The sequence below is a fragment of the Enterobacter cloacae complex sp. P29RS genome, from assembly GCF_014893445.1.
Lineage (GTDB): Bacteria > Pseudomonadota > Gammaproteobacteria > Enterobacterales > Enterobacteriaceae > Enterobacter > Enterobacter intestinihominis.
Genome location: NZ_JADBPZ010000017.1, coordinates 60,322 through 81,435, shown reverse-complemented (window position 1 = coordinate 81,435; position 21,114 = coordinate 60,322). Strand labels below are relative to the sequence as shown.

21 protein-coding genes are annotated in these 21,114 nt (G+C 55.9%); 10 read left to right on the top strand and 11 right to left on the bottom strand.

Going from position 1 to position 21,114, the window contains the following annotated elements:
- Nucleotides 1–143 precede the first annotated feature (143 nt).
- Both IM282_RS14190 and nadS read left to right on the top strand, forming a co-directional pair.
- On the top strand, nucleotides 144–455 hold the full coding sequence (locus tag IM282_RS14190) for a hypothetical protein (protein WP_022649837.1): 312 nt from the start codon (nucleotides 144–146) through the stop codon (nucleotides 453–455).
- Nucleotides 456–746, top strand: coding sequence for a NadS family protein (nadS, locus tag IM282_RS14185; protein WP_032626927.1), 291 nt, complete (start codon nucleotides 456–458; stop codon nucleotides 744–746). It begins immediately after the preceding gene.
- A gap of 41 nt (nucleotides 747–787) precedes the next feature.
- Here the strand turns inward: nadS and fdhE are convergent, their stop codons facing one another.
- From fdhE to fdnG, 4 genes are read right to left on the bottom strand one after another with little or no spacing between them, the layout of a single operon-like run.
- Nucleotides 788–1,717: a formate dehydrogenase accessory protein FdhE gene (fdhE, locus tag IM282_RS14180; protein ID WP_022649835.1), complete on the bottom strand. Its 930-nt coding sequence runs from the start codon at nucleotides 1,715–1,717 to the stop codon at nucleotides 788–790.
- Nucleotides 1,714–2,349: a formate dehydrogenase cytochrome b556 subunit gene (gene fdoI, locus IM282_RS14175; RefSeq protein WP_006808711.1), complete on the bottom strand. Its 636-nt coding sequence runs from the start codon at nucleotides 2,347–2,349 to the stop codon at nucleotides 1,714–1,716. The genes fdhE and fdoI overlap by 4 nt, the downstream gene beginning before the upstream one ends.
- On the bottom strand, nucleotides 2,346–3,248 hold the full coding sequence (gene fdxH, locus IM282_RS14170; RefSeq protein WP_003861960.1) for a formate dehydrogenase subunit beta: 903 nt from the start codon (nucleotides 3,246–3,248) through the stop codon (nucleotides 2,346–2,348). Before fdxH ends, fdoI begins: the two co-directional genes overlap by 4 nt.
- Before the next feature lie 12 nt (nucleotides 3,249–3,260).
- Nucleotides 3,261–6,311, bottom strand: coding sequence for a formate dehydrogenase-N subunit alpha (fdnG, locus tag IM282_RS14165; protein WP_100248971.1), 3,051 nt, complete (start codon nucleotides 6,309–6,311; stop codon nucleotides 3,261–3,263).
- 371 nt (nucleotides 6,312–6,682) lie between these two features.
- Here fdnG and fdhD point away from each other — a divergent pair, with 371 nt between their 5' ends.
- Nucleotides 6,683–7,519: a formate dehydrogenase accessory sulfurtransferase FdhD gene (gene fdhD / locus IM282_RS14160; RefSeq protein ID WP_192970506.1), complete on the top strand. Its 837-nt coding sequence runs from the start codon at nucleotides 6,683–6,685 to the stop codon at nucleotides 7,517–7,519.
- Nucleotides 7,520–7,633: 114 nt separating this feature from the next.
- Nucleotides 7,634–7,846, top strand: a complete 213-nt coding sequence (locus tag IM282_RS14155; RefSeq protein ID WP_003861966.1) for a DUF1471 domain-containing protein — start codon at nucleotides 7,634–7,636, stop codon at nucleotides 7,844–7,846.
- 40 nt (nucleotides 7,847–7,886) lie between these two features.
- Here the strand turns inward: IM282_RS14155 and IM282_RS14150 are convergent, their stop codons facing one another.
- Together IM282_RS14150 and IM282_RS14145 are read right to left on the bottom strand one after the other, a co-directional pair.
- Complete coding sequence (locus IM282_RS14150) at nucleotides 7,887–8,210, bottom strand: AzlD domain-containing protein (protein ID WP_022649832.1); 324 nt, start codon at nucleotides 8,208–8,210, stop codon at nucleotides 7,887–7,889.
- Nucleotides 8,210–8,869, bottom strand: a complete 660-nt coding sequence (locus IM282_RS14145; protein WP_003861971.1) for an AzlC family ABC transporter permease — start codon at nucleotides 8,867–8,869, stop codon at nucleotides 8,210–8,212. The genes IM282_RS14150 and IM282_RS14145 overlap by 1 nt, the downstream gene beginning before the upstream one ends.
- 103 nt (nucleotides 8,870–8,972) lie before the next feature.
- Here IM282_RS14145 and IM282_RS14140 point away from each other — a divergent pair, with 103 nt between their 5' ends.
- The 6 genes from IM282_RS14140 to IM282_RS14115 all read left to right on the top strand — a co-directional run bounded on the left by IM282_RS14140 (nucleotide 8,973) and on the right by IM282_RS14115 (nucleotide 15,897).
- Nucleotides 8,973–9,521, top strand: a complete 549-nt coding sequence (locus tag IM282_RS14140; protein ID WP_022649830.1) for a helix-turn-helix domain-containing protein — start codon at nucleotides 8,973–8,975, stop codon at nucleotides 9,519–9,521.
- A gap of 465 nt (nucleotides 9,522–9,986) precedes the next feature.
- Nucleotides 9,987–10,526 carry a fimbrial protein gene (locus tag IM282_RS14135; protein WP_022649829.1) on the top strand — a complete coding sequence of 180 codons (540 nt, stop codon included), beginning with the start codon at nucleotides 9,987–9,989 and terminating at the stop codon, nucleotides 10,524–10,526.
- Between the two features lie 59 nt (nucleotides 10,527–10,585).
- Nucleotides 10,586–11,314 (top strand): molecular chaperone, encoded by a 729-nt coding sequence (locus tag IM282_RS14130; protein ID WP_192970505.1) that lies wholly within the window; start codon nucleotides 10,586–10,588, stop codon nucleotides 11,312–11,314.
- A 35-nt stretch (nucleotides 11,315–11,349) separates the two neighbouring features.
- The gene (locus IM282_RS14125) at nucleotides 11,350–13,872 is read left to right on the top strand and encodes a fimbria/pilus outer membrane usher protein (protein WP_192970504.1); all 2,523 of its coding nucleotides are present in this window, start codon (nucleotides 11,350–11,352) and stop codon (nucleotides 13,870–13,872) included.
- 19 nt (nucleotides 13,873–13,891) lie between these two features.
- Nucleotides 13,892–15,196 carry a fimbrial protein gene (locus IM282_RS14120; protein ID WP_038416936.1) on the top strand — a complete coding sequence of 435 codons (1,305 nt, stop codon included), beginning with the start codon at nucleotides 13,892–13,894 and terminating at the stop codon, nucleotides 15,194–15,196.
- A complete protein-coding gene (locus IM282_RS14115; RefSeq protein ID WP_022649825.1) occupies nucleotides 15,193–15,897 on the top strand; it encodes a molecular chaperone in 705 nt (234 codons plus the stop codon). The genes IM282_RS14120 and IM282_RS14115 overlap by 4 nt, the downstream gene beginning before the upstream one ends.
- Before the next feature lie 31 nt (nucleotides 15,898–15,928).
- On the opposite strand, the gene rhaM is transcribed toward IM282_RS14115, so the two are convergent.
- The 5 genes from rhaM to IM282_RS14090 all read right to left on the bottom strand — a co-directional run bounded on the left by rhaM (nucleotide 15,929) and on the right by IM282_RS14090 (nucleotide 21,028).
- On the bottom strand, nucleotides 15,929–16,243 hold the full coding sequence (gene rhaM, locus IM282_RS14110) for an L-rhamnose mutarotase (protein WP_192970503.1): 315 nt from the start codon (nucleotides 16,241–16,243) through the stop codon (nucleotides 15,929–15,931).
- Nucleotides 16,240–17,388: a lactaldehyde reductase gene (fucO, locus tag IM282_RS14105; protein ID WP_192970502.1), complete on the bottom strand. Its 1,149-nt coding sequence runs from the start codon at nucleotides 17,386–17,388 to the stop codon at nucleotides 16,240–16,242. Before fucO ends, rhaM begins: the two co-directional genes overlap by 4 nt.
- A gap of 135 nt (nucleotides 17,389–17,523) precedes the next feature.
- The gene (locus IM282_RS14100; protein WP_046621318.1) at nucleotides 17,524–18,525 is read right to left on the bottom strand and encodes an ABC transporter permease; all 1,002 of its coding nucleotides are present in this window, start codon (nucleotides 18,523–18,525) and stop codon (nucleotides 17,524–17,526) included.
- Entirely contained in the window at nucleotides 18,522–19,526 is a 1,005-nt protein-coding gene (locus IM282_RS14095; protein WP_023305096.1) for an ABC transporter permease, read from the bottom strand. Before IM282_RS14095 ends, IM282_RS14100 begins: the two co-directional genes overlap by 4 nt.
- A complete protein-coding gene (locus tag IM282_RS14090) occupies nucleotides 19,526–21,028 on the bottom strand; it encodes a sugar ABC transporter ATP-binding protein (protein WP_192970501.1) in 1,503 nt (500 codons plus the stop codon). Before IM282_RS14090 ends, IM282_RS14095 begins: the two co-directional genes overlap by 1 nt.
- Nucleotides 21,029–21,114: the final 86 nt, after the last annotated feature.

The window sequence follows — 21,114 nt, the reverse complement described above, 5'->3', positions numbered from 1 at the left end:
GTCTGGAAAGCGGCTCGCAAATACACAACGTAGCAGGAATTATACTTCGCTTTATTCAGCGTATCCCATTAACGTAATCAGCTAGGGGTACGTCATTGACGTACATTGGATGTTTGCTACTATAAGCCAATGGCGTACGATATATGCTATTCATTGAAACGGATATTTTTACAGAAGACGTCAAAACGTTACTGGATGACGACGAATATCATAGGTTCCAAATATTCCTGGCAACGCAACCGGATTACGGCGATCTGATCCAGAATACGGGAGGCTTGCGAAAGATTCGCTGGCTTGCTGGCGGTAAGGGAAAGCGTAGTGGAGTCAGAGTTATCTATTTTCACCGTACGCGTGAGTGTGAAATCAGGTTGCTGCTCATCTATCGCAAAGGGATCAAAGATGACCTCTCCGCGGGTGAAAAAGCCATACTGAAAAAGATGATTGAGAGGTGGTAAATGGATAAGGCGCTGTTTGAGCGATTAACCCAAAGCATTGCGCAAATCAACGAAATTGCCGAGGGCCAACGAGAGCCGTCGCGTACGTTTCAAATTGATGCGATGAAAATAAAAGAAATTCGTCAGGCGTCCGGGTTGTCGCAGAGTAAATTCGCGAACTTAATCTCAGTTAGCGTTGATACGTTGCGTAACTGGGAACAAGGCAGACGCTCACCTACAGGCCCCGCTAAAGCGCTATTGCGCGCCATTGCTAACGACCCTCAACATGTCATCCCAGCCCTATCGCAGTAAATAGCCCGGTTGCACAGAGGCTCGCCGGGCTTTAGTGGAGATTACTCCCCTTCCCCCGGGAACAGGAACGGGTTGATCGAGCTACGGGCAAAGCCCTCCTGCTCCATCTTCGCGTCCAGGATCAGCGAGGCGAGATCGTCGGCTACCGCTTCGACTTTCGGGTCTTTTTCCTGATACAGAATCTTCAGGTAGGTCCCGCAGTCGCCGCAGCTTTCGGCTTTCACCGCCGCGTCTTCGTTTTCCAGCGACCAATAGTTCAGATCGCGGGTCTGTTCGCAGTTGCTGCACTTGATGCGCACTACGTGCCACTCGGTTTCACACAGGTTGCAGTGCAAGTAGCGCAGCCCCTGCGTCGTACCAATCTGTACCATGCTGGAGACCGGCATTGAGCCGCACACCGGGCAAAACTGGCGCGCTTCGCCATATTCAGCGCGGGCTTTACCCGGGATCAGGCTCGCCATTTGCGCCCAGTAGAGCGACAGCGCAGCCCAGATGAACGGCGCTTTATCGCTGCTCACCAGCGAGAAGTCGGAGGCAAACAGCGCGCTCGCCATCTCTTCCAGCTCTTGCTCTGAGGCTTTTTCCAGGTTCTCAATGACCGCCAGCGCCGTGCCGCTCATTTCGGGCTTCAGCTCGGCAATCAGCGAATGCAGCAGCTTATGCCAGTGCTTGTCGCGCGGCAGAACGTGAATGTCCAGCGGCGGCTTGCCCTGCGCATTGGCTTCTTTGATGCGTGCGGTCAGATCCATTTGCAGCGGGTGGTCGTATAGCACCACTTCCTGCGCATGGGCGACCAGCGCGGCAAAACGCAGAAAATCGCCCAGCGGGTTGTTCTCTGCCAGTTCGCGCAGACGCTCTGCGCGGCGGTTGTAGAGGTTCTTGAGTCTGGGGAACAACAACGGCGGAATATAATCCGCCGTGCGTTTCTCGCTCGACCCCAGCTCATCTTGCGGGATTATGCGAATACTCATTCAGATGACTTTTCCTGTTTCTGGCGGACTTCACGGTACCAGCGCGGGTGATGTTTCTTCGCCCACGTACTGGTTACCCATCCTTCCACCATCGCGGTAATGGTGCCTTTCACCCAAAGGGCGGCGTAGATATGCACCATGATAACCACAATTAACGCCACTGCGGCAAATGAATGCAGCATCAGCGCAAATCGGATCACCGGGATTGAGAAAGCAGGCGCAAAGTACGGACGCCAGATGATCACGCCGCTCACCAGCAACAGGACCAGGAAGATAATCGCCGCCCAGAATACGCATTTCTGGCCGAAGTTATAACGCCCGGTATCACCCACTTCCTCGTTGACGACGATCTTACGAATATTCTTCGCCCAAAAGATATCATCCCGATTGATTAGGTTATGGTGCCAGTAGCGGAAAAACATGATGATAAACGAGGCAAACATCACCACACCCACGAACGGGTGCAGGATGCGCGCCAGCTGCGGCGTGCCCAGTATCTGCATCAGCCAGTTGAAGGAGGGGAAGAAGAACCCCAGCCCGCTTATCGCCGCCAGCATGAAGCAGAAGGCGGTGACCCAGTGGTTGATGCGTTCCGGCGCGGTGTAGCGCACGATGGTGTCACGTTTTCTCATTTGCGCACCTCGTCTTTCTCTTCATGCAGGTTGTCGTCTTCCTCTTCCGCGCGGTTCGGACCAACGCCGACGTAGTGGAAGATGCTCGCTGCAAAGGTGGCCGCAAAACCGACCGCGGCCAGCGGTTTCCAGATACCTTTCCAGAACTTCACGGTGGCGCTGATTTCCGGGTTCTCCGGCAGGCCATGGTACAGATTCGGCTTGTCGGCGTGGTGCAGCACGTACATCACGTGCGTACCGCCAACCCCGGCCGGATCGTACAGGCCCGCGTTATCGTAACCACGGGTTTTCAGCTCGCCCACGCGCTCTGCCGCCAGCGTTTTCATATCCTCTTTAGAGCCAAAGTGGATAGCGCCGGTTGGGCAGGTCTTCACGCAGGCTGGCTCCTGACCGACATTTACGCGGTCAACGCACAGCGTACATTTGTAGACGCGGTTGTCTTCCGGGTTCATGCGCGGCACGTCGAACGGACAGCCCGCGATGCAGTAGCCGCAGCCAATACACTGCTCAGACTGGAAGTCGACGATGCCGTTGGCATACTGAATGATAGCCCCTTCTGACGGACACGCCTTCAGGCAGCCCGGATCCGCACAGTGCATACAGCCGTCTTTGCGGATAAGCCATTCCAGTTTGTCGTTCTGTTCCACTTCCGAGAAACGCATTACCGTCCAGGACTTGGCGGTCAGGTCCGCCGGGTTGTCGTACACCCCGACGTTGTGACCCACTTCGTCACGGATGTCGTTCCACTCTGAACAAGCCACCTGACAGGCTTTACAGCCGATACAGGTGGTCACGTCGATAAGCTTCGCCACTTCCTGCTGGTGGTCCCGCGCCTGAGGCGCGGGCGTGAAACCGTTAGTCGCGGAACGACGGATAATGTCTTGAGATTGATAAGCCATAAGTCGTCTCCGTTACACCTTTTCCACGTTCACGAGGAAGGCCTTAAACTCCGGCGTCTGCGTGTTCGCATCACCGACGAACGGCGTCAGGGTATTCGCAATGAACCCTTTCTTCGCCACGCCCTCATAACCCCAGTGAATTGGGATGCCGATGGTATCCACCTGCTGACCATGAACGTTCAGCGTGCGAATACGCTTGGTCACCACCGCCTTGGCTTTGATGTAGCCGCGGTTAGAGGAGACCTTCACGGTATCGCCATGGGCGATGCCGAGCTTGTCCGCCAGCTTCTCGCCGATCTCCACAAACTGTTCCGGCTGCGCGATGGCGTTAAGCAGCGCGTGCTTGGTCCAGTAGTGGAAGTGCTCGGTCAGACGGTAGGTGGTGCCGACATACGGGAACTTGTCCTTTTTACCCAGCGCTTCAAAATCGCCCTTGAAGATACGGGCTGCCGGGTTAGAGACCACGTTCGGGTGCAGCGGGTTAGTACCCAGCGGCGTCTCAAACGGCTCATAGTGTTCCGGGAACGGACCTTCCGCCATCTTATCGATAGCAAACAGGCGCCCCATCCCTTCAGGCTGCATGATAAACGGCCCGACATCGCTGCCTGGTGCGGCAGTGCTGTAGTCCGGAATATCCACGCCGCCCCATTTCGCGCCGTCCCACTTCAGTAGCTGACGCTTCGGATCCCACGGGTTGCCCTGCGGGTCAGCAGAGGCACGGTTATAGAGGATGCGGCGGTTAAGCGGCCATGCCCATGCCCAGCCCAGCGTATTACCGAGGCCCGACGGGTCGGCGTTATCGCGGTTGGCCATCTGGTTGCCTTTCGGCGTCCAGCTACCGGCAAAGATCCAGCAGCCGCTTGACGTCGTACCGTCGTCACGCAGGTGTGCGAAGGTGCTGAGCTGATCGCCTTTCTTCGCCAGCACGGTGCCGGTCGCCGGGTCGATAACGTCCGCCAGCGCCTTACCGTTGCTCTCCATGGCCACTTCTTCCGGCGCAGGGTTTTCCGGCGTCGAATAGTTCCAGGTCATGTTCAGCACCGGCTCAGGCGTTGCGCCGCCTTCAGCCGCGTACATTTTACGCAGGCGTAAGAAGATACCGGCCAGGATCTCGCCGTCGTTCAGGGCGATGCCCGGGGCGTCCGCGCCTTTCCAGTGCCACTGCAACCAGCGGCCAGAGTTGACGATAGAGCCGTTCTCTTCCGCGAAGCAGGTGGACGGCAGACGGAACACTTCGGTCTGAATCTTCGACGGGTCGACATCGTTCGACTCACCGTGGTTCTGCCAGAACGTCGAGGTTTCGGTATTGAGCGGGTCAATCGTCACCAGGTACTTCAGTTTCGACAGAGACTCGACAACCTTGTTCTTGTTCGGGAACGACGCCACCGGGTTAAAGCCCTGGCAGATATAGCCGTTGACCTGGCCCTGGTGCATCATTTCGAAGTACTGGAGGACGTCGTACCCTTTGTCCCACTTCGGCAGCCAGTCAAAGCCCCAGCTGTTTTCCGCCGTCGCCTTGTCGCCGTAGAAGGCTTTCATCAGCGAGACGAAGAACTTCGGATAGTTGCCCCAGTAGTTTACCTGGCCTTCGAGCAGCGGTTTTGGCGTGCTGGCCGTCAGATAGGTTTGCAGGTCGGTCTGTTTCTCGCTCGGCAGGTTCATGTAACCCGTCAGGCTCTGAGACAGCAGGCCAAGGTCGGTCAGACCCTGAATGTTGGAGTGACCGCGCAGGGCGTTAACGCCGCCGCCTGCCATCCCCATGTTGCCGAGCAGCAACTGAACCATCGCCATGGTGCGGATGTTCTGCGCGCCGATGGAGTGCTGCGTCCAGCCGAGTGCATACAGGAACGACGCGGTTTTATCTTTCGCGCTGGTTTCCGCAATCAACTCGCACACCTTCAGGAAGTCCGCCTTCGGCGTCCCACAGATGTTTTCGACAACCTCTGGCGTATAGCGGGACACGTGCTCTTTCAGCAGGTTCCACACGCAGCGCGGGTGTTGCAGGGTGGTGTCGCGCTTCGCAAAGCCGTTTTCGTCCAGCTCGTAGTTCCAGCTGGTTTTGTCGTACCTGCGTTTTTCGGCGTCATAACCGCTGAACAGGCCATCTTCGAAGTGGTAATCCTCACGCACGATCAGGCTGGCGTTGGTATAGGCTTCGGTGTACTCGCGGTTATATTTTTCGTTGGTCATCAGGTACAGCAATACGCCTGACAGGAAAGTGATGTCAGTACCTGAACGAATAGGGGTGTAGAAATCCGCCACTGACGCTGTACGCGTAAAGCGGGGATCGATCACAATCAGCTTCGCGCCGTTGTGGATTTTGGCTTCCATCGCCCAGCGGAACCCGACAGGGTGCGCTTCAGCGGCGTTACCGCCCATCACCACAATAAGGTTGGCGTTCTTGATGTCGACCCAGTGGTTGGTCATCGCACCGCGACCAAATGTTGGAGCAAGACTTGCTACCGTTGGTCCGTGTCAGACACGCGCCTGGTTGTCGACCGCGAGCATACCGAGTGCGCGCGTAAATTTCTGGGTTAAATAGCCGGTTTCGTTACTGGACGCTGAAGCACACAGCATGCCGGTGGAGAGCCAGCGGTTAACGGTGGTGCCTTCGGCATTCTTCGCAATAAAGTTGGCATCGCGGTCTTCTTTCATCAGCTTAGCGATGCGATCGAACGCCTCTTCCCAGCTGATTTGTTGCCATTTGTCAGAGCCGGGAGCACGGTACTCAGGAAACTTCAGGCGGCTTTCAGAGTGGATAAAATCTACCAGACCGGCCCCTTTCGGACACAGCGCACCACGGTTGACCGGATGATCCGGATCGCCTTCGATGTGGAAAATAGATGCTTTGGCGTTTTTCGCACCGTCGCCGAGGCTATACATTAACAGCCCACAGCCGACGGAGCAGTACGTACAGGTGTTACGGGTTTCGCGGGTGCGCAGCAGTTTATACTGCCGAGTTTCCGCCAGCGCTACGCCGGGCGCAAAGCCCAGTGCCGCCGCCGTGGTGCCTGCCATACCGCCAGCGCAGATCTTAAAGAACTGCCTTCTGCTGACCTGCATGGGTCACTCCTTGGTTCATTACGACATTGCTATGTAGTTTTACTTTGCGGTTGAGAATTAACCGCAAAGGAGAAAAATTTGCGTTAATCCCTCATTTCTCCGAGGGATAAGCCCAGAATACCACAATGTCGGTACGCCTGTTCCAACGGCGTTAAAACAAAGTGAACGTATTATCACGGCATTGATTATAAAGTGTGATATCAATCACATTTCTCTCTGCGGATGTTAAGGGTGTGTAGCAGATGACCGGTTGCACCCCTCCGAATTGAGTAGGAGAATGGATGCTGAAAAGTTGATCCATACTATGCGTAAGGTCCGCTGTTTGTGGTGCAATAGCAGGCTCACTTCCGTGGTTGTTCAGGAATACCGTCGTGTTTAAACAAAACCGTGCTACCCACGCGTCGCCACTGCCTGCGGGCATTGTGGAACTGTCGGTACACAGACCGCCTCACATTTCACATGCCACGCCGGATTTTCTGGCGGAAGAGGTCCCCGTCGCCCTGGTTTACAACGGGATTTCGCATGTGGTGATGATGGCCTCGCCGAAAGATCTCGAGCTGTTCGCCATCGGTTTCTCCCTCTCGGAAGGCATCATTGCGCATCCGCAGGAGATCTACGGCATGGACGTCGTACCGGCCTGTAACGGTCTCGAAGTGCAAATCGAACTCTCCAGCCGCCGCTTTATGGGGCTGAAAGAGCGCCGCCGGGCGCTGGCCGGACGTACCGGCTGCGGCGTGTGCGGTGTTGAACAGCTTAACGATATCGGCAAACCCATTATCCCGCTGCCGTTCACCCAGACGTTCAATCTGGCGCATCTTGATCGGGCGCTTGTGCACCTGAATGACGTTCAGCCCATCGGCCAGCTCAGCGGTTGTACGCATGCGGCGGCGTGGGTATTGCCGTCGGGGAGCATTGCAGGCGGGCATGAAGATGTTGGCCGCCACGTCGCGCTGGATAAGCTGCTGGGCCGTCGCGCTCGGGAAAACAACGTCTGGCTGCAAGGGGCCGCGCTCGTTTCCAGCCGCGCCAGCTACGAGATGGTGCAAAAATCCGCCATGTGCGGCGTGGAAATTTTGTTTGCGGTGTCAGCGGCAACCACGCTGGCGGTTGAAGTGGCGGAGCGCTGCAACCTGACGCTGGTGGGGTTCTGTAAGCCAGGCAGGGCGACAATTTACACCCATCCGCAGCGATTAATTGTTAATCAGTAATTTTGAATGAGTATAGCAAATCCTTCCGCTTTTAGTTGTTCATGATGAGGTCTAGTATTTATCTCATCAAGGCATGGTGCCTTATCTAAACAACTTAACGAAAGGGTTTATCTCATGAAAAGCATCAAAACTTTTGTCGCAGTAATCGCTCTGGCTACATCTTTCGGTTCTTTCGCTGCGCAGACTGTGACCGCATCCGCCTCTACGCTGGACGGTGCAGAAGCTAAAATCGCCGCACAGGCTCAGGAAGCGGGCGCGTCATCCTACAAAATTACTCAGGCATTCACCGGTAACCGCGTACACATGACCGCTGAACTGAACAAATAATTTCGCAGTACCGTCGAAAGAGCGCCCCTGGGGCGCTTTTTTAGTTTATGCCCGCCAGACGCAGCAGAGCCGTCACCACCGCCGCCGCGACGATCACCACAATTAACGGCATTTTGCGCCAGGCCAAAAACACCGCGAACCCCACCCCCAGCACGCGCGCCATCCCGGCAAAATGGTCCCCTTCATAAAACGTTGTCGCCAGCGCGACGGAGAACAACAAAACGGTAGCCGCGTCTGAAAGCAGCGCCTGCGAACGTTCAGAAAGCGCCAGCCGGCTGCCGAGTTTTGCCCCGCCGAGACGCATCAGATAGGTTCCGGCAGAAAGAATGGCGATGCCGAGAATAAAGACCGTCATGTTTTCCATTATTTTTTCCTCGCGGCAAGGCCGAGCAAAGAGAGCAGCACCGGCAGGCCAACCGGCGCAAACGGTACGGCGGCCAGCGACAACACCGCGCCGCTACAGGCGCGGATCAGCGTGGTACGGTTTTTAAATGCCGGCACCACTAACGCCAGCAGGATCGCCGGGAACACCGCGTCCAGCCCGATGGTTTCCGGGTCTGGCAGTAGCTTGCCGACCATCGCCCCCAGCACCGCGCCCAGCGGCCAGATGATTGCCACGCCTAACCCGCACAGCCAGTAGGCCGCTTTACGCTGCTCGGCGGTTTTTTGCGACAGGCCAAACACCACGCTTTCATCGTTCATGATATGACAGCCCAGAAAGCTTAGGCCGCGCTTGCCCACCAGGTCACGCACCGTCACGCCGAACGGCACATGGCGCGCGTTTACCAGTAAACCGGCTGCGGCCGCCGCCAGCGGATTGCCGCCGCTCGCTACGATGCCGATAAACATAAACTCGGATGCGCCTGCCAGCACCGTGAGGGAGAGGACAAATGGCACCCACAGCGGGAAGCCGTAGGCCATCGCCAGCGAGCCGTAGGACATGCCGACCACGCCCACCGCGAGGCAGACCAGGACGATCGCTTTTATCGTGTCGCCTTTCAGGCAAGAGAGGTGATTCTTCATACCATTTTAGCCATATCGAACGTATTTCCATTATAATGAACGCATCAAAAACGTTTTACAAGGCGAACGATTCGTTCGTTATAGAGAGAATGAGGCCGTTATTATGACGCAGCCAATCAGCGTAATCGCCAGAAGCCTGGTGCGAGAACGCCTGCGAACCGGACTTTCGCTGGCGGAGATCGCCCGCCGTGCCGGGATCGCCAAATCCACGCTTTCACAACTGGAGTCTGGCAACGGCAACCCTAGCCTGGAAACGCTCTGGTCGCTTTGCGTGGCGCTGGATATTCCGTTTGCCCGGTTACTGGAGCCACAGCAGCCCGTCACGCAGGTGATCCGCCGCGGCGAGGGCACAAAAGTTGTCGCCGGGCAGGCGAACTACGAGGCGATTTTGCTCGCGGCGTGTCCGCCGGGGGCGCGTCGTGATATCTACCTGCTGCTGACTCAGCCGGGGGCAGACCGTATTTCCCAGCCGCATCCGCCAGGGTCGGTTGAGCATATTATCGTGACCCAGGGGCGGGCGATGGTCGGCCTGATCGACGCGGCGGAAGAGCTCGGCCCGGGGGATTACATTTGCTATCCCGCTGACCAGCCGCATATCTTTAAGGCGCTGGAGCCAGATACGCACGCGCTGCTGGTGGCGGAACAAAGCTAAACAGCGGCAAACCCGCTGCCGGTAAGACGACAGCGGGGCGATAAAATGAGACTAAGATCATAAAACTAAATATCCATATTAAATATATTCGACCATTAAATCATTTATGGCGTGAATTGTTCTTTGTACTTTAATTTAAGTTTAATACAGTTTTTAGAATATTTAATCATTTGGATTATAAATAAATATGAAAGACTAATTGTTCGTTTATGCGAGAATTCATTGGGTTAGGTGGGAGACGTCACGTTTAATGGCGATACTTTATCCTGTTAACCTATTTTTGTTATTCATGGAATTTATGTGTGATTACCTTGTTTTTTCGCAGGGCTGCTTATTTTTATGATTTGTTAACCTCTGAAATATATTTACACATAATTTTTATAGGGGTATGTTTGTTCTAAGAAATAATCATTATTCGCGCATTGGCTCTTATAACGATAAGGGCATGTAAAGGAGACAATAAAAATGAAAAAAAGAGTGCTAGTAGCATTTATTGTATCTGTCGGAGTAAGTGGCGCTGTCTATGCAAATAATACCGTACGTTTTTTAGGAGAAGTTACCGATCAAACCTGTACCATAAAAATTAATGGCACCGATTCTTATCCGGTTGTCCTGTTGCCTGCCGTCAGTAAAAGCGAGTTGACGGCCGCGGGGTCCAGCGCAGGGCAAACGCCTTTCACTGTGACGTTGAGCGGCTGCGATGTTACTGCGACGTCGTCATCTTCGGCAGGCGTACGTTTTGTCAGTAATTATCTGGACGGTAACAACCTAAAAAATATCGCGGCGGCAAGCCCGGCGACGAACGTTGCTATTCAGCTACTTGAAGGCACGACCGAGCTGGACTTCACCAGCGGCATAGCAAAAACGTCTATGCAGACGGTAGGTGGAACGAGCGGTCCAGACTCTGTCTCCTTTGATATGGCTGCACGTTACTACTCTTCTGCTGGCGGGGCTACGGCCGGAGCAGTAGAAGCGCAAGCACAGTTCGCAATTACCTATTTGTAACTCTTTTAGGCGCTACTTAACGTAGCGCCATTTATTCCCTATTAATTAGGGAGGTGTATATGCTGTACACTAATAAATGCTGTTTTATTGCTGTAATGGCATTTTTGTCTTCTATTTTTATATCGAACATAGCATCTTCCAGTGTTATTCTTAAAGGTAATAGAATAATTTATTCTGCCGATGCAAAAGATAAGGTTGTAGAATTTTCTAACAATGGTGATACACCGATGCTGGTGCAGGTGTGGCTGGATAAAAATAACCCAGATTCAACGCCAGACACAGCGGATGCACCTTTTATCGTCACGCCACAAATATTTCGGATTAATGCGCTGAATGGTCATGCGCTGCGGCTAAAATTTACAGGGCAGACCCAACCGCTCCCACAGGATCGCGAGTCCGTGTTCTGGTTTAATTATTTGCAATATCCCGCCATTAAATCGTCCGATCTTGCACAGAATCGCCTGGCATTGATTGTAAAAAGCCGGCTCAAAGTATTTTATCGCCCGCCCGGTCTGCGCGGCGACGCCAGTCAGGCTCTGACGCAACTTCAGGTGCAGCGTAAAGGAAATATGCTGACGTTACAAAACCCTACGCCATGGCATATTTCACTGCGCAACGCGCTGTTAACCCGAGGTGAGAAATCTACGGCAGTTGGCCAATCGGTGATGATTCCACCATTTGGCGACACACGCTGGGTTTTAACCGATCCGGTGGCCACATATGTCACGGTTTACGCCATGAATGATTATGGCACGGCGGTGAGCCACACCTTCACGCTGCCTCGCTAGAAGTCGACATGGAAAGAGTGGGCAGGGAGGGTTTTATGCTCCGACATCGCGCGTATCCCCGGTGTTGTCTGTTTGTCTCGACGCTGACGTTAATCAGCACCTCTTTCGTGCAAGCGCAAGAAGCGTATGTCTTTGACGCGTCGCTACTTCGCGGGTCTGGCCTGAATAAGGTTGATATTGAACAGTTAAACCAGGATTCAATGATCAAGCCCGGCAGTTATACACTGGATCTATATGTTAACGGTACGCTGGCCGCGAGGGATGACATCGTATTTACAGCCGTGGAACATCGCGTAATGCCGTGTTTTAGCTGGGGTACCTTAAAAAAGATTGGGCTGAAATCGTTGCCGGAAGAGCCTGGAGAAGGCTGCTATCGTCCGGACAATGCGCTTTTTTCCGGCATCACGGTGAGCAGCGTGATGTCGCAAATGCGTGTTGATTTTTCGGTACCACAAACCCTGCTGGATAAACTGCCGCGAGGAGGAATACGTGAAGAGAGCCTGGAGTCCGGAGAAAGTATGCTCTTTCTCAACTACATGGCTAACCAGTACCACGTCACGCAAAAGCAGGATGGCGGTGGCACGACAGATTCCACTTACCTGAACCTGAATGGCGGGTTAAATCTGGGACTGTGGCGCTATCGTCAGCAGTCTGCGCTCAACTATGACAGCGATCTGGGCAGCCATTGGACAACAACGCGGCGCTATGTCCAGCGAGCGATTGTGCCGCTGCGCAGTGAAATGATGATTGGCGAAGGCTACACCGACGGCAGATTTTTTTCCGGGATCAGCTTTCGCGGCGTGCAGCTCACCTCCGATACCCGAATGCGTCCGGAATCTCAGCGCGGCTACGCGCCAGTGGTGCGTGGGATTGCGCGAACCAACGCCAAAGTAACCATTCGCCAGGGCAACAACACGCTCTATGAAACCACGGTCGCGCCCGGTGCGTTTGCGATTGACGATCTTTATCCCACTAATTACGCAGGCGATCTGAACGTCATTGTCACGGAAGCGGATGGGAGTGAAAGTACGTTTAACGTACCCTTTTCCGCGCTGGCGGAATCCATGCGCGCGGGGTTTTCGGAATACAGTGCGACAGTGGGGCGCGTGCGGGACGTGGGCAACAATGACGAATTCAGTGAAATTGTCTGGCAGCACGGGGTAACGAATGCGCTCACTATCAATGCGGGCAATCAACTGGCAAACGGCTATCAGGCGTTTATGCTCGGCGGCGTTTACAGTTCCACGCTGGGCGCATGGGGGATGGACAGCACTTTCTCGCGCGCACGGCTGAACAGCGACGATTACCAAACCGGCTGGATGTCCAGGCTCAACTACAGTAAACATTTTCCACAGACGGGGACGTCGGTTGCGTTGGCGGGCTACCGCTACTCTACAGGCGGCTATGCTGAGCTGTACGATGTGCTCGGTTCACGCGCTGCGCATAATGAGGAGTGGCAATCCTCCACCTGGCGGCAGCGCTCCAGGGTTGAGCTTTCGGCCAGCCAGGCGCTGGACTGGTTGGGTAATATTAATCTTTCCTTCTCTTCACAGGACTATCGCGACCAGAAAAGCCGCGATAAGCAGCTTCAGGCCAGCTGGAGTAAGGCATTTGCCTACGGCATATCGGTGAACCTTACGGCGGCGCGCACCCGACGAATCACCCCATCTTCACAAAACGGCATGGGGAACGCCGTCGACTGGAGCGACGCCTGGCAGGCAAAAACGCAAACGCTGTGGTCATTATCGTTTTCTATTCCGCTTGGGCAGAGTCGCTACTCGCCAATGCTTTCGATTAGCGCTAACCATAGTGATGATGACGGCGGAGATTATCAGTCGACGCTTAGCGGGGTGATGGGTGAGCGCGATCCGCTGAGCTACAGCCTCAACTACGCCACAAACGATCGCGGGGAGCAGTCCGTCTGGGGAGCAAATTTTCAGAAGAATTTCCCTTGGGCCAGCGGCGGCGCGTCGTGGTCTTCCTCCAGCGATTACTGGCAGGCGTCGGCATCGTTACAGGGGGCACTGGTATTGCATCGTGGAGGTATCACGCCGGGACCGTATCTTGGTGACACCTTCGCATTGATTGAAGCACCCGGTGCGGATGGCGCTCGGATATCCGGCGGGCAAGGGGCACAGGTGAACGCGTTTGGCTATGCGCTTGCACCATCGTTGGTGCCTTATCAGTTCAATACTGTCAGCCTGGACCCGCAAGACATGGCCGACGATGTGGAACTCCAGACATCGGTTCAGCGTGTTGCGCCATTCGCCGGGGCGATGGTTCGCCTGCGCTACACCACGCTTCAGGGACAGGCCATGTTGATCACTGCGCAGAGGCTGAAAGGTGAGGTTATCCCGATGGGGGCCGCCGTTTACGATGAGTATGACAACAGCATTGGCATGATGGGGCAGGCGAGTCAGCTTTATTTTCGCGCCAGCGACGAGAAAGGCATATTGCGGATTAAGTGGGGGGAGGCCCAGCAGGAAAGCTGTCGGATAGCCTGGCAAAATACGCAGCCGTCGGAACCGTTACGGGTATTAACGTTGCCTTGCCGTTAAGCCCACCAGGGAGGAAATCATGAACAGACTACGTTTTGTCGTCGCGGCATTTTGCCTGATGAGCGTGGCGGCGTTTGCCCAGTGCGAAAAAGGGCCAAAATTCGAGCACACCGAAGAGGACGGAATGGGGACAGGGCTTGCGCTGGGGCGTATCAATGTCAGCAGCATTGACGTTCAGCCGGAAGGTACAGTTTTGGCTAGTAGCGTGGTGCGCTTCTCTGATAATCCGCTCTATAGCAGCCCCGATAATATTTTGTGGGTCTGCGATATTAGCGATAAAAATAACATCTTCGAAATCATTGCCACTAACGGGGATGACCGTTACGGCGGCTACTGGGATATGGGGCAGGCAAGCGGTAATCCGAATGTTTACGGCACCTTATTTAAAAAAGTCGGGGTGCGTTTAACGCACCTTAACTCAGGCACTGTGTTTACCCGAAATTATCAACGGATACCGATGACCCGTTACGCGGTCTCAGACGATGGCAAAAAAATTTATATTCGGGTCAAGGATTTTAGCCCCATTCGCGCCGAGGCGATTCGTCTCAGCGCAGATGTTCCCACCAACACGGGAGCCGGAACCTGGTGTGGCGCTCCGGTGAGTAGCGGCAGCTATAGCTGTAATCAGCCCAATGGCTACGTCAGTTTTTGTTCGCCGGGCAGTAAAAATAACGATGCTTACTGTGATTCCGGAGACTCGGCAACCAGTTACACCGGGTGGGGTTACGATAACTGGATGGCGTTAAACATGGGAACGGCACCTGTCTCAACGCTGACCACCATCGCTACGTGCGTGGCGAAAAACGTCACGCCTGTGGTCGTGTTCCCTTCTATTTCGCGAACTGAGCTGGAAAGCGGCAAAGCGGCGCAAGCCAATTTCAGCGTGACGGTTCGTTGTGAAAATACAGCCGTCGGCGGTGTGGCGCAAAACCAGACGGCGCTGGGGTTACAGGTGCCTTACGAAAGCTTTCTCGCCGCGCAAACTCTTGGGCTGGTAAACAGCAGCGGCGGGGTGAGCCATCTCCTTTCCGAGAATTACGGACAAACCGGTATGGCAAGGGGAGTAGGGATACAGATTGCTAATGCCAGCGACGGTATAGTTCGCCAGTTCCTCGGTTGGGATCGCTGTACGACCACCAGTTGCGCAACGGGCAATAGCGGTGGCTGGTATCCCGTCAATGTAGGGGCAACCCGAATTGCAGGATCAGGGAATACCCAGGACTACCTGATTAACTTTAATGCTTCACTGGTGCGTTTACCTGACGAGGCGATCGCTGCCGGTAAGGTAGATGCCAGGGCGTATGTTTGGGTGAAAGTGCAATGATGCGTATTTCTCTGTTATTGCTATGGATGCTTGTGTCCTGGCCCTGCGCAGCGGGCATTATTGCCTCCGCAACGCGTGTGATTTTTCATGAAGGCGAAGCGCAACAGAGTCTGATGCTGGTGAATACCAATCCGTGGCCGGTAGTCGTGCAAACCTGGGTGGATGATGGCGATATCAATCGCGAACCGGGAAGTGTTAAAACGCCGTTTGTTGCGGTGCCGCCGTTGTTTCGTCTGGAGCCTAAGGGCGTACAAGGGCTACGTATCATGCACAACAAAGCGCGTATGCCCACTGACCGGGAATCGGCATTCTGGCTGAACATCTATGAAATCCCGCCTACCGGAAGTGTTGCCACACAACAACAAAGCATGGTGCTGACGATGAATACACAGATGAAAATATTCTGGCGTCCGGCGTCGCTCAACAATCCAGAAAGCGCGTGGGCGCGATTAACCTTTCATCGCGAGGGTTCTGTGCTGGTTTGTCATAATGATTCGCCTTACTTTGTCTCTTTTGCGGGCATTAACTTTAAGGCAGGCGAAAAGCTGTATCCGGTGACACAACTACCCGACATGATGGTTGCCCCCTTCGGGGAGAAGCGCTACGCCTTTGCCGCCAATGCCCCCTTCTCCGGGCAGGTGCAGGGGGAGTTAATCGACGACAACGGTAATAGCGCTGTTTATAACTGGCCGGTTAAATAACGCGACCCGACACAATATGCCGGGCCATGGCTCAGTCCAGGTAAAACACCTCGTTCAGCTCCGCACTCACCGGGCTGTTGTCCGGGTTAGACGGCATAACGTCAGCCATATGTTTCCACCAGCGCTGGCAGACGTCGGTGTTTGCCACCGCGTTCCAGCGCTCCTCCGATTCAATCTCCACTGTCGCAAACAGCAGGTTGCGGGCTTTGTCGAGGAAAATGGCGTAGTGGTGCGCGCCGTGGGCTTTCAGTACCGCTTCCAGCTCAGGCCAGATCGGGTTGTGGCGGCGCGCATACTCCTCGTGCGCATCCGGGTTTACCTGCATCACAAACGCTTTGCGGATCATAATGCCTCCAGGTACAGCTCGCGGACCTCATCGCGGCTGGCGGTACGTGGGTTGCACGGCGCACACGGGTCAGCGAGCGCTTTATCCAGCCAGCCTTCAATATCGGCTTTGGTGACGCCGAGCTGGCTAAATCCGGACGGAATGCCGACCCGGGCGCTCAGATCGCGAATCGCCTGAATGGCGGACATGCTGGCCGCTTCGTCGCTCATGCCGCGCGTGTCAACGCCCATCGCCTGCGCCACACGGGCGAATCGGGCGACCGCGTTCGGGCGGTTAAAGTTTTCGATGATCGGCAGCAGGATGGCGTTGCACACGCCGTGCGGCAGGTTGTGCGTCGCGCCCGGCTGGTGCGCCAGAGCATGCACCAGCCCCAGCCCGGCGCTGTTAAACGCCATGCCCGCCAGATACTGCCCAAAAGCCATCTGCTCGCGCGCTTCCAGGTTGTGACCGTCGTCGACCGCTTTCGGCAGCCAGAAGTTGATCAGACGAATGGCTTCCAGCGCGTTGGCATCGGTCAGTGGGTGTGCGCCCACGGAGACGTAAGCTTCAATGGCGTGGGTTAGCGCGTCCATGCCGGTTGCGGCGGTCACGGAGGCCGGAATATCGAGCATCACGCTGGCATCGTCCACGGCGATATCCGGGATGATGTTCGGGTCGATAATCACCTCTTTAACCTGACGCGCGGCGTCGATGATCACCGCGTTGCTGGTCATCTCCGCTGCCGTGCCTGCGGTGGTGTTGATCGCCACCAGCGGCACGCCCGCGTTTTTCACCTTGCCGACGCCGGAATAATCGGTTGACGGACCGGGGTTGGCGGTGAGGATTTTGATTGCCTTGGCGGTATCAATCGGGCTGCCGCCGCCAAAGGCAATCAGGTAATCACACTCCGCATCCTGATATGCCGCATAGCCTTTTTGCACCAGCGCTTCCGTCGGATTCGGGAATACCTCATCGAACAGGTGATACGACATCTGATGGGCGTCCAGCGCGTTAAACAAACTGTCGAGCAGGCCCAGCTTCACCAGCTGGCCGTCGGTGACAATCAGCGCTTTTCCCCACTGTTTGTTTGCCACCAGATTGACCATATCGCCGATCGCGCCCGCGCCGTGCAGGCTGATTTTGGGGAGTGCCAACATAAAGCTCATGATAATTCTCCTTAATATGCTTTTGAGGTAATCCGTTCCCCTCACCCTAACCCTCTCCCCGGAGGGGAGAGGGGACTGCTCGGTGCGGCTTTTCACCCTCTCCCCTCAGGGAAGAGGGCAGGGGTGAGGGGCAATTTAATTCCGTCTTCGCTGCATCATCCGGCGGGTAATAATCGGCAGCGAAATCACCACGATCAGCATCGCGCCGATAATCACCGACATCACAATGCCGGGCACGTTGAGCAGGCTCAGGCCGAAGGTCACCAGCCCCATCAGGAAGGCGGCGATAATCACGCCCACCATGCTGCCGGACCCACCGAGAATATTGACGCCGCCGAGCACCGCCATCGTCACCACCGCCAGCTCCCAGCCCATCGCGATGGTCGGGCGGGTGCTGCCCAGACGCGAGGTAAGCAGCACCGACGCCAGGCCGGACATCAGCCCAACCAGCGCGAAGAGGATCAGGTTGTGGCGCTTCACGTTGATGCCGGAGTACCACGCGCCGGTCGGGTTGTTGCCGATGGCGTAGGTGCGGCGGCCAAAGTTGGTGCGGTGCAGCACAAAGGCAAACAGAGCGGCCAGCACGATAAACAGCGCGAATTCAAACGACAGCGCGCCCCAGACGTAGCCCTGGCCGAACCAGGCGAAGCTCTCAGGGTAGCTGTTCAGCGCCTGGTCCCCGAGCAGAATGTAGGTGATCCCGCGGTACAGGCTCATGGTGCCGATGGTGATGACGATGGACGACAGGTTAAAGCGCGTCACCAGAATGCCGTTGAACAGCCCGCACAGTAGCCCGACGCCTAATCCGACGCAGACCAGCAGCGGCGTATCGACGCCCGCCGCCGCGCAAAAGCCCATCACCGTGGAGCTGAGCGCGATGGTGGAGGCTACCGACAGGTCAATTTCCCTGGCGATAATCAGCATCGCCATCGGCAACACGATGATCGCTTTTTCGGTGAAGTTGAACGTCGCGTCGGAGAGGTTCCAGATATTGAGGAAGTAGGGTGAGGCGAGCGCGTTCACCACAAACACCGCCAGCGTCACCGCCAGCAGGAAGCCCTCCCAGCACAGCAGACGCTGGAAGAAGCCCGGCGCAGAAGTGGGTTTGATTGCTTCAGATGTCATCATTTTACTCATGATTTCACCGCCAGTTTCTGACGTGCCAGCGCCGCATCGCGCAGTATCAATCGGCCTTTACGTTTATTGCCGCGCTCGTTCAGCAGCACCGCTATCACAATTACCGTGCCGGAAATCGCCATCTGCCAGAACGGTGAGACGCCGATCACCGGCAGGGCGTTGTTAATCACCCCGAGGAACAGTGCGCCAAACAGACAGCCGAGCACGCGCCCGGTGCCGCCCATGGTGCTGATCCCCCCAATCACACAGGCTGCCACCACCTGCAATTCAAAACCGTTAGCGACGTCAACATACGCAACGGCAAAGCGCGATATCCACAGGTAGCCGCAGAACCCGGCCAGCAGACCGGAAAGGCAGAAGCTAATGAACTGCATTTTTCCGGCGTTGATCCCGGTGTAGTACGCTGCCGTGGCATTACCGCCTGCGGTGTAGAGCGCTCGTCCGGTGCGGCTGTAGCGCAGGAAGTAGCCCACCAGCAGCAGCGCGGCGATGGCGCACCAGCTCAGCACCGGCAAGCCCAGCACTGACGCACGTGGCAGGCCGAGGAAATCTGTACCCATCTGGTTTGAGTTCACCCAGCCGCCGCCGGAGAGCAAAAAGATCATTCCGCGGTAGATGCTCATAGTGCCGAGCGTTACCACAATCGCCGGAATGCCCAGCTTCCACACCAGCAGGCCGTTTATCGCGCCCATCAGCAGCCCAAGCACGCTGGCAAGGATCAGCAGCGCCCAGACGGGCACGTCCGGGTAATGGAAATTAATCAGGGCGACAATCATCCCGGTCAGGGCCAGATTGGCCGCCATCGACAGGTCGATGCCTTTCGTGAGCAGCACCATCATCTGCCCGAGCGCGAGGACGATCAGAATGGCGGTGTCGTTAAACATCTCCACCAGGTTGCCCGGCGCGATAAACGATGGCACGCGGCTGCCAATGGCGACGATCATCAGGATAATCACCGCGCCCAGCAGGGCTTCGCGGTGTTTTAAGAGTGAGCTAAGCATTATGCCGCCTCCTGTTTTGCACCGCTGGCGGCGCTGACGATGGTTTCCGCCGTCGCGTCTCCCGCCTGGTACTCGGCCACCATCAGCCCCTCGTGCATGACGATAATGCGATCCGCCATGCCCATCACTTCCGGCAGTTCGGACGAGACCATAATTACCGCCAGCCCCTGACTGACCAGCTCGGACATAAACTGATGCACGGCTGCTTTTGAGCCGATATCGATGCCTTTTGTCGGCTCATCGAGGATAATCACGTCAGGGTGCGTCGCCAGCCATTTGCCGATCACGACCTTTTGCTGGTTGCCGCCAGAGAGGGTCTCCACCGCCTGCTTCCAGCTGAAGGCTTTCACTTGCAGGCGTTTGGCGTACTCGTCCGCCAGCTTCCATTCACGGTCGTCATGCAGCACACCGTTCGGATTGAGCTTGCTGAGCTGAGGTAGGCTGATGTTCTGGGCAATCGGCAGGGCGATAATCGCCCCCTGTTTCTGTCTTTCTTCCGGCACGCAGACGATACCGGCTTTGATCGCATCCCCAGGCTGGCGGAAGCGCCGGGGCTGTCCGTTGAGGATAATTTCCCCGGACGATGGCCGCGTGACGCCGGAAAGCGCCTGCATCAGCTCGGTACGCCCGGCCCCCACCAGCCCGTAAAAGCCGAGGATTTCTCCTTTACGCAGGGAGAACGAGATATGCGCAAACTCGGTCGGATGGCAGAGGTTTTTCACCTCCAGCACCGTCTCGCCTTTTTCGCAGTCTATTTTAGGGAAAGTTTGGGTAATGGCGCGCCCGACCATCATCGACACCATGCGCTCCTCGGTGATCTCATTTATTGCACCTGCGCCGACGAACGCGCCGTCGCGCAAAATAGTGTAGTGATCGGCCAGCTCAAAAATCTCGTCGAACTTGTGGGAAATAAACAGGATGGCTTTGCCCTCCTGCTTTAAGCGCTCCACAATCTGGTAAAACTCGAGGATTTCATGCTGCGACAGCGCCGCCGTCGGTTCATCGAGGATCACCACCTGCGCCTCAAACGACAGCGCGCGGGCAATCGCCACCATGTGACGCTGGGCGATGCTCAGGGTTTTCAGCGTCGCGCGCGGGTCGATTTGCACTTCCAGCCGCGTGAGGATCGCCTGCGCCCGGCGGTGCATTTCCGGCCAGTCGAGCTTTTTCAGGAAGCCTTTGTGAAGGTACTGACCGACAAAAATATTCTCGGTGACCGAGAGTTCATCAAACAGCACGGTTTCCTGGTGAATGGCGGTGATGCCCATTTTATGCGCCGACTCCGGCGTCGGGAGATGAACGGGGATCGCTTTATAGAGAATTTCGCCCTCGTCGGGCTGGTAAATGCCGGTCATCACTTTGACCAGCGTCGACTTGCCCGCGCCGTTTTCGCCTATAAGCGCCGTCACTTTGCCGGGCCACAGCGCAAGCTGCACGTTCTCAAGGGCACGCACGCCGGGGAACACCTTGGTGATGCCAGAAAGCTGTAGCAATGGGGTCATGATAGTTCTCCTGGACAGAGGAATTTGTAGGGCGGGTAAGCGGCAGCGCCACCCGCCTTTTGCCGGATGGCGCTACGCTTATCCGG

Excerpts from the sequence above, each read along its gene's own strand:
- IM282_RS14130 (WP_192970505.1), top strand. The coding sequence starts at position 10,586 with ATGCTGTACACTAATAAATGCTGTTTTATTGCTGTAATGGCATTTTTG.
- IM282_RS14090 (WP_192970501.1), bottom strand. The coding sequence starts at position 21,028 with ATGACCCCATTGCTACAGCTTTCTGGCATCACCAAGGTGTTCCCCGGC.
- fdxH (WP_003861960.1), bottom strand. The coding sequence starts at position 3,248 with ATGGCTTATCAATCTCAAGACATTATCCGTCGTTCCGCGACTAACGGT.
- IM282_RS14125 (WP_192970504.1), top strand. The coding sequence starts at position 11,350 with ATGCTCCGACATCGCGCGTATCCCCGGTGTTGTCTGTTTGTCTCGACG.
- IM282_RS14140 (WP_022649830.1), top strand. The coding sequence starts at position 8,973 with ATGACGCAGCCAATCAGCGTAATCGCCAGAAGCCTGGTGCGAGAACGC.
- nadS (WP_032626927.1), top strand. The coding sequence starts at position 456 with ATGGATAAGGCGCTGTTTGAGCGATTAACCCAAAGCATTGCGCAAATC.
- fucO (WP_192970502.1), bottom strand. The coding sequence starts at position 17,388 with ATGAGCTTTATGTTGGCACTCCCCAAAATCAGCCTGCACGGCGCGGGC.
- IM282_RS14190 (WP_022649837.1), top strand. The coding sequence starts at position 144 with ATGCTATTCATTGAAACGGATATTTTTACAGAAGACGTCAAAACGTTA.
- IM282_RS14150 (WP_022649832.1), bottom strand. The coding sequence starts at position 8,210 with ATGGAAAACATGACGGTCTTTATTCTCGGCATCGCCATTCTTTCTGCC.
- rhaM (WP_192970503.1), bottom strand. The coding sequence starts at position 16,243 with ATGATCCGCAAAGCGTTTGTGATGCAGGTAAACCCGGATGCGCACGAG.
- IM282_RS14155 (WP_003861966.1), top strand. The coding sequence starts at position 7,634 with ATGAAAAGCATCAAAACTTTTGTCGCAGTAATCGCTCTGGCTACATCT.
- IM282_RS14145 (WP_003861971.1), bottom strand. The coding sequence starts at position 8,869 with ATGAAGAATCACCTCTCTTGCCTGAAAGGCGACACGATAAAAGCGATC.
- fdoI (WP_006808711.1), bottom strand. The coding sequence starts at position 2,349 with ATGAGAAAACGTGACACCATCGTGCGCTACACCGCGCCGGAACGCATC.
- IM282_RS14135 (WP_022649829.1), top strand. The coding sequence starts at position 9,987 with ATGAAAAAAAGAGTGCTAGTAGCATTTATTGTATCTGTCGGAGTAAGT.
- IM282_RS14115 (WP_022649825.1), top strand. The coding sequence starts at position 15,193 with ATGATGCGTATTTCTCTGTTATTGCTATGGATGCTTGTGTCCTGGCCC.
- IM282_RS14100 (WP_046621318.1), bottom strand. The coding sequence starts at position 18,525 with ATGAGTAAAATGATGACATCTGAAGCAATCAAACCCACTTCTGCGCCG.
- fdhE (WP_022649835.1), bottom strand. The coding sequence starts at position 1,717 with ATGAGTATTCGCATAATCCCGCAAGATGAGCTGGGGTCGAGCGAGAAA.
- IM282_RS14120 (WP_038416936.1), top strand. The coding sequence starts at position 13,892 with ATGAACAGACTACGTTTTGTCGTCGCGGCATTTTGCCTGATGAGCGTG.
- IM282_RS14095 (WP_023305096.1), bottom strand. The coding sequence starts at position 19,526 with ATGCTTAGCTCACTCTTAAAACACCGCGAAGCCCTGCTGGGCGCGGTG.